General features: G+C 64.1%; 4 protein-coding genes. 2 read left to right on the top strand and 2 right to left on the bottom strand.

Annotated features, from left to right (window positions below; translation table 11 throughout):
- Positions 1–250: 250 nt before the first annotated feature.
- Complete coding sequence (locus VF662_RS00205) at positions 251–1,933, top strand: hypothetical protein (RefSeq protein WP_464136278.1); 1,683 nt, start codon at positions 251–253, stop codon at positions 1,931–1,933.
- 36 nt (positions 1,934–1,969) lie between these two features.
- Here the strand turns inward: VF662_RS00205 and VF662_RS00200 are convergent, their stop codons facing one another.
- Positions 1,970–2,905, bottom strand: a complete 936-nt coding sequence (locus tag VF662_RS00200) for a glycosyltransferase family 2 protein (RefSeq protein ID WP_464136276.1) — start codon at positions 2,903–2,905, stop codon at positions 1,970–1,972.
- A gap of 162 nt (positions 2,906–3,067) precedes the next feature.
- On the opposite strand from VF662_RS00200, the gene rfbH reads away from it, so the two are divergent.
- Positions 3,068–4,420: a lipopolysaccharide biosynthesis protein RfbH gene (rfbH, locus tag VF662_RS00195; protein WP_464136273.1), complete on the top strand. Its 1,353-nt coding sequence runs from the start codon at positions 3,068–3,070 to the stop codon at positions 4,418–4,420.
- 7 nt (positions 4,421–4,427) lie between these two features.
- Here rfbH and VF662_RS00190 read toward each other — a convergent pair whose 3' ends face one another.
- The gene (locus VF662_RS00190; protein ID WP_464136271.1) at positions 4,428–5,951 is read right to left on the bottom strand and encodes a hypothetical protein; all 1,524 of its coding nucleotides are present in this window, start codon (positions 5,949–5,951) and stop codon (positions 4,428–4,430) included.
- Between the last annotated feature and the right edge of the window lie 49 nt (positions 5,952–6,000).

Genomic DNA, 6,000 nt, shown 5'->3' with positions numbered 1-6,000 from the left:
CGCGTCCTCGGCCGGGCCCCGGCCCGGCTTCCCTGCAACTATGACAGCTTTCATGGAAAGGACGTCGACCTTGTAATTGCGCACTTACGCCGCCCGCTATCCGTACCCGCCCGATCCCGCAATCGTTAACTCATTCGGACTGCCCTCCCTTTTGGCCGGCAGCGGCCGCGACGAGGCTTGCGCACCAGGGAGGGTTCCTCCACCGGAGCCAGTGATTTTGAAGCCCCACTACTCCACTGGACCATCGAACATGCCTGAGATCGAACCAGCGGCCGCCAATGTCCCTGCGCCGGGCCGGTCCGGCTGGCTTGCGGACGCCTCGAATTCTCGCCTCGGCACATTGTGCCTCCTCTTCGCGGCGCTCCAGTGCGCGCTGTTGATCGGAACGACATGGTGGACCGGTGCGGTGCCGCAGATGGTGTTCGGCCATGACGTGATGGTGCTCCTCGACGGAGCCTGGAAGCTCAAATGGGGCATCACTCCCCACAGTGATTTCTACTCGCCGTTCGGGGTGCTGACGTTCCTGGTCATCGCCGTCGGGATCGATCTTACCGGGTCGCTGGTGCACGCGATCCCGGCTGCCACGTGCATCGTCGCCCTCTTCGCCCTGCCGCTCGCGCTCTACGCATCCTTCTCGCGCCTCCATCCGCTCATCGCGCTCGCCGCCACGATCGTCCTCATTGCAACCGCGGTCGCTCCGCACGAGCTGCGCTTCGGAAGCGACGTCTGGAGCTACGCCGCCATCTACAACCGCTGGGCCTATCCATTGTTCGGCATTGCGATGCTGATCATGGCCGTTCGGCCCTCCGAGCCCGCAGGGTGGAAGGATTGGGCTGACGGCCTCATCGTCGGTTCCTGCACTTTGCTCCTGATCTTCCTCAAGATCAGCTATGGCCTGCTTGCGGTGGCGCTGATCGTGGGCTTCGCCCCCATCCGGCTCCGTGGCCGCCGCTATTGGTTCGGCGTGCTCGTCAGCGGCCTGGCCTGGCTTTTGGCCTTTGGCTTTCTGCTCGACTGGGGCTTCGGTCATCTTCTCCAGGATATGCGGATCGCCGCGGGAGCCCGCCACGGCCTCGGTCCGATCGAGCTTCTGCGCTGGGGCTGGAGCCTTCGCGCCGAGCTGGTGGCGATGTCCGGGCTTGCGCTGATCTGGTGCGCGACGGGCTCCACCGTCGGACGCGCGGCGCTGCTGCGGCGGGTAATCGAATGCGGCTGGGTGTTCGGTGCCTTTGCAGGATCGGCGGCTGCGATCCTGATGACGAATTCACCGCTCGGCCACCTGAGCGAAACCCCGATCGCCGAACTGGGCGCCCTCGTTTTGCTCGGCGGGATTGTTCGCGATCTCAGGGAAACCGGCGCAGAGGCGGTAGGCCCGGTTCGACCGAAGGTTCTTGCCTTGGCAGGAATTGGGCTGGCGCTGGTCGTGGTGCTGCCGATGACGGGCCGCAACGTAGTGGGCGTTGCCGAGGCGGCGGCGGCAAAGCGGGCCGGCACGACCCTCTCCCCGGCCGAGCGCTTTACGAGCGGGCCGCTGGAAGGCTTGCAGATTTCCGCCTTCGGCGGCGACCCGCCGCTTCCTACTACCTATGTCGGTAAGGTCATGGACGGCCTTCGCCTGCTCCAGCGCACGGGCAATGCCGGCCGAACCGTGGCCGCCCTCGATTTCGCCAATCCCTTCAACGTCGTCCGGGGTGTTCAACCGAGCGAGACGGCGCCGACCTGCTGGCAGCTCGGCTTCCTGTTCTCACCGCAATCGGCGCCTCCAGCCGAGCGCGTCTTCAACGGGCGCGACGTGATCATGGTCCCGAAGCGCTTCGGCGACGGCGACCAGCGGAACCTGACCGTGATGCAGCAATTGTACGGCTCCTATTTCAGCAGGCATTACAGGCTTGCCGGAGAATCGGAGCAGTGGCGGCTCTTCGTTCCCAAGTAACGCGCCCGCCCTGGGGCGCGGCAACCGCTGCGAAGGCTAGAAGTTCAGCCGTTCCTTCTCGATCACGTGCGGGCGCTTCAGAACCTGGGTGTGGATCGCGCCGACATATTCCCCGATCATTCCGATGAAGAAGAGCTGCACGGACATGAAAAAGAAGAAGCCGATGAGGATGGGCGCGGTGCCCATCGCGAACTCACTCCAGAAGAAGAGCTTCGCGAGCAGATAGCCGACTGCGATCAGAAGGCTCACGGCGGACAGCAGGAACCCGGCCATGGTGGCCATGCGAAGCGGGACCTTCGAGTGGTTGGTCACCCCGAGCATCGCCATGTCGTACAGAGTGAAGAAGTTGTTCTTCGTGATGCCGCGCTTGCGCCGGGGCTGGTTGAACGGGATGACCGCAGCATCATAGCCGAGGTCGGCGATCAGCCCGCGAAAATAGGGATAGGGGTCGTCGATGTGCCTGAGCTGCTGGATCACCGCCTGATCGTAGAGGCCGAAGCCGGTGTAGTTCGGGACCAGCTTGATCTCCGACAGGCGCCCGCTCAGCCCGTAATAGAGCTTGCGGACGGCGTACATGGCCGCCGATTCCTGCGACTGGGTCTTCACGCCCATGACGACGCGATAGCCTTCCTCCCACTTCCGGATGAAGTCGGGGACCATCTCCGGCGGGTCCTGGAAATCGGATGCCATCAGGATGACCGCGTCGCCCTGTCCCTGGAGCATGCCGTGATAGGGTGAGCGGATGTGGCCGAAATTCCGGGTGTTCAGGATCACCTTGGTCCTGCGGTCCTCGCTCGCCAGCTCGCGCAGGATTTCGGGCGTGCTGTCGGTCGAGGCGTTGTCGATCAGGATATGCTCGTAATCATAGCCGGGAAGCTCCTCGAAGATCGCCTTGATCCGGCGGGAGAGCTCGCGGACATTCTCCTCCTCATTGTAACAAGGGGTTACGACTGAGATCAGTTTCTGGGCCATGGGGAGGGCGCATTGCATGGTCCCGGCGCGATTTGAAGCCGAAATCAGTCCCTTCCGCTGCAACATCCTTGCCCGCTCCGCGTCCGGGCATGATCCAGGGGTGTTGAGCTTCCAGCCGAAATCGTGCACCGCCCCGCCAGATTGAACTTCAGGAAAGACAAGATGTCCGACGGCCAGCGTTCCGCCATCATCCAGCTTGCGCGCGAATATTTCGAGAACCGCCCGCAGCCAGAGTTCGTGCCGGGGGTCACCTATATCCCGCCTTCAGGCAAGGTCATGGATGCGGACGATTGCGCGCACCTGATCGATGCCTCGCTCGACATGTGGCTGACGGCCGGCCGCTTCGCCGACCAGTTCGAGGAGGAGCTCGCGGCGAAGTTCGGGCGCCGCTATTCGAAGCTGACCGTCTCGGGCTCCGCCGCCAACCTCCTTGCCTTCGCCTGCCTCACCTCCTGGAAGCTCGGCGAAAAGCGGATCAAGCCGGGCGACGAAGTGATCACCGTCGCAGCCGGGTTCCCCACGACGGTGACACCTATCGTCCAATACGGCTGCATCCCCGTGTTTGTTGACGTCGACCTTGCCACCCACAATGTCGATGTGGATTTGCTCGAGGCGGCGATCACCGACAAGACGCGCGCCGTGATGATCGCCCATTCGCTCGGCAACCCCTTCGACGTCGCCCGCGTCGCCGCCTTCTGCAAGCAGCACAAGCTCTACCTGATCGAGGATTGCTGCGACGCGTTCGGCGCCTATGTCCAGGGCCAGCATGTCGGCACGTTCGGCGACGTCGCCACGTTGAGCTTCTACCCGGCGCACCACATCACGATGGGGGAGGGCGGCGCCGTGCTGATGAACAGCCCGCTGCTCGCCAAGATCGCGGAATCCTTCAGGGATTGGGGCCGCGACTGCTATTGCAAGCCCGGTCTAGACAACACCTGCAACAAGCGCTTCGGCTGGCGGCTCGGCCAGCTGCCCAAGGGTTACGATCACAAATATACCTACAGCCACGTCGGCTACAATCTGAAGGTCAGCGACATGCAGGCCGCGGTCGGCGTCAGCCAGCTGAAGAAGCTCGATCGCTTCGTGCAGCGCCGCCGGGAAAATTTCGCCGGCCTCGAGAAGCGGCTGCGCGAGCGTAGGCTGGACGAATATTATCACCTGCCGGAGCCCACGCCGGGCACCGAGCCGAGCTGGTTCGGCTACCTCCTCACCGTCCGCGACGGCAGCGGGATCAACCGCAACGACCTCGTCCGGACGCTGGAAGAGCGGAAGGTGGGGACGCGCCTCCTGTTCGCCGGAAACCTGACGAAGCAGCCCGCCTTCCGCGACGTAGAGTATCGCGTCCACGGCACGCTCACCAACACCGACAAGATCATGAACGACAGCTTCTGGATCGGCGTCTGGCCGGGGATCGACGGCCAGCGGATGGATTATATGGCCGATACCCTGTTGGCGGTGACCCGTGAGCTTAGGGGGGAGAGGGTCGAGGGTCCGCTCGAACAGGCGGCGCCGTAATCGATCTTCAACCGCGAATGCAGGCGAGTATCGTCACATTCTGCCGGCCATAATTGCGGCATTTCCAGGCAGGATCGATAGCCGAAATGCGGGGCGGGTGCCGTGTCGCAAGGGTGTGCGGAACGCGCGCATCGAACGCCCAGATCAGCGCATCCCTCGGCCCGGCCGCCCGGACCAGCGCCTTGTTGGGATCGACGTCGCCCCTGCCTGCAAGGATCAGCGCCCTCACCCTCACCGACGAACCCGCTCGATCGAAGAAGAACCCGCCGGTCCGTTGCAGCAGCTCCTCATAGCCAAGGGCTGTGGTCGGATTGTCCCACAGGAAGATGACCTCCCTGGCGCCCGCGGCCTCCAGATCCGCCGATGCCTGCTGCCAGCTGAAGTCCCACCGCGGATCCGCTTCAGGATCCCTGATCCGCTCGACAAGGGAGGCCGACGCGAGCCACAGGAGCGGAAGGAGGGCGGCCCAGGCAAGGAGCGGAACCCGTCTTCCCCAAAGCCGCAGCCACATCGCCAGAGCCAGCAGGAAGCCTGGAATGAACGGGATCAAGTAGCGGGCCGTGAAGCTTGGACGGATGAAACCCAGGCCGTACACGAAGGCGATTGCCGCCAAGCTGCTTGCCACCGCGATGGTATCGTGGCCGGAATAGGGCCAGCGGGCTTTACGGAATAGAACCCTCGACAGATCAATCGCCGTAGTCGCCGCCACGAGCAGAAACAGCGCCGCCGCGATCCGGCCCGCGCCAAGCAGGAGATCTGGGAACGCCTTCAGCGACTTTGGCGAAAGCAGCTGATGCCAGGCTATGTCAGGGCTGGAGAAGCGTATGTGAAGCGGGAGGTGAACGCTCATCCAGGCGATCATCGGCACGAACAGGAGAGCGGCAGGCCACAGCGCGAGCGCCCCTCTCCTCTTCAATGCCAGGAATGAGACGCCCTGCAGCCCCGTGACGACCAGCGCGTGATAGTGAGTGAGGATCAGCAGCGCCGAAACCGCGGCCCAGGTAAATGCCCGCGCGCGGGAAGGAGCATCCAGAAGTCTGAGGAACAGGATGATCTGAACAGTCGCGAGGAAGAACAGAAGGGCGTAGGGCCGCGCTTCCGTCGCGAAATAGAAACCCGGCAGCCATAGCGCGACGAGGGATGCCCAGAAGAGCCTGGTCATTCGGTCCGGATGGCCGCGCCAGCAGATGAGCAAGGGGGTGGCGACGGAGAAGATGAAGCTTGGCAGGCGGAGCGAGGCGTTGCTTGCTCCGAACAGCTTCTCCCACGTCCAGATGAGGGCGTAGTAGACGGGGCCGCCGAGCTCGTTCAGGCAATCGCGCAACAGCCCCGCGAGGCTGGGCTGGATGGCAATGGCTGCCGTGAATGCTTCATCGAGCCACAGCGGCGCGTCCCAGCCCACCAGGGCTCGGCGCGCCAGGCCCGCGATCAAGGCGGCCGCGACAAGAAGCAGGAGGAACCGCTCGCCCGCAATTGGCTTCAGCTCCGGCCTCTCCGTCGCCGCGGCTGGTGGTGGAAAGTCGTCCGCCATCAGAAATGCGGCGGCGCGCCGCGGCCGGACCTGTCGCAGCGGAGATCAA

Source organism: Allosphingosinicella sp., from assembly GCF_036387215.1.
Lineage (GTDB): Bacteria > Pseudomonadota > Alphaproteobacteria > Sphingomonadales > Sphingomonadaceae > Allosphingosinicella.
The sequence above is the reverse complement of the archived record's forward strand: the minus strand, read 5'-3'. Positions and strand labels throughout refer to the sequence as shown.

Coding starts and splice junctions, on each gene's coding strand:
- rfbH (WP_464136273.1), top strand. CDS start 3,068: ATGTCCGACGGCCAGCGTTCCGCCATCATCCAGCTTGCGCGCGAATAT.
- VF662_RS00200 (WP_464136276.1), bottom strand. CDS start 2,905: ATGGCCCAGAAACTGATCTCAGTCGTAACCCCTTGTTACAATGAGGAG.
- VF662_RS00205 (WP_464136278.1), top strand. CDS start 251: ATGCCTGAGATCGAACCAGCGGCCGCCAATGTCCCTGCGCCGGGCCGG.
- VF662_RS00190 (WP_464136271.1), bottom strand. CDS start 5,951: ATGGCGGACGACTTTCCACCACCAGCCGCGGCGACGGAGAGGCCGGAG.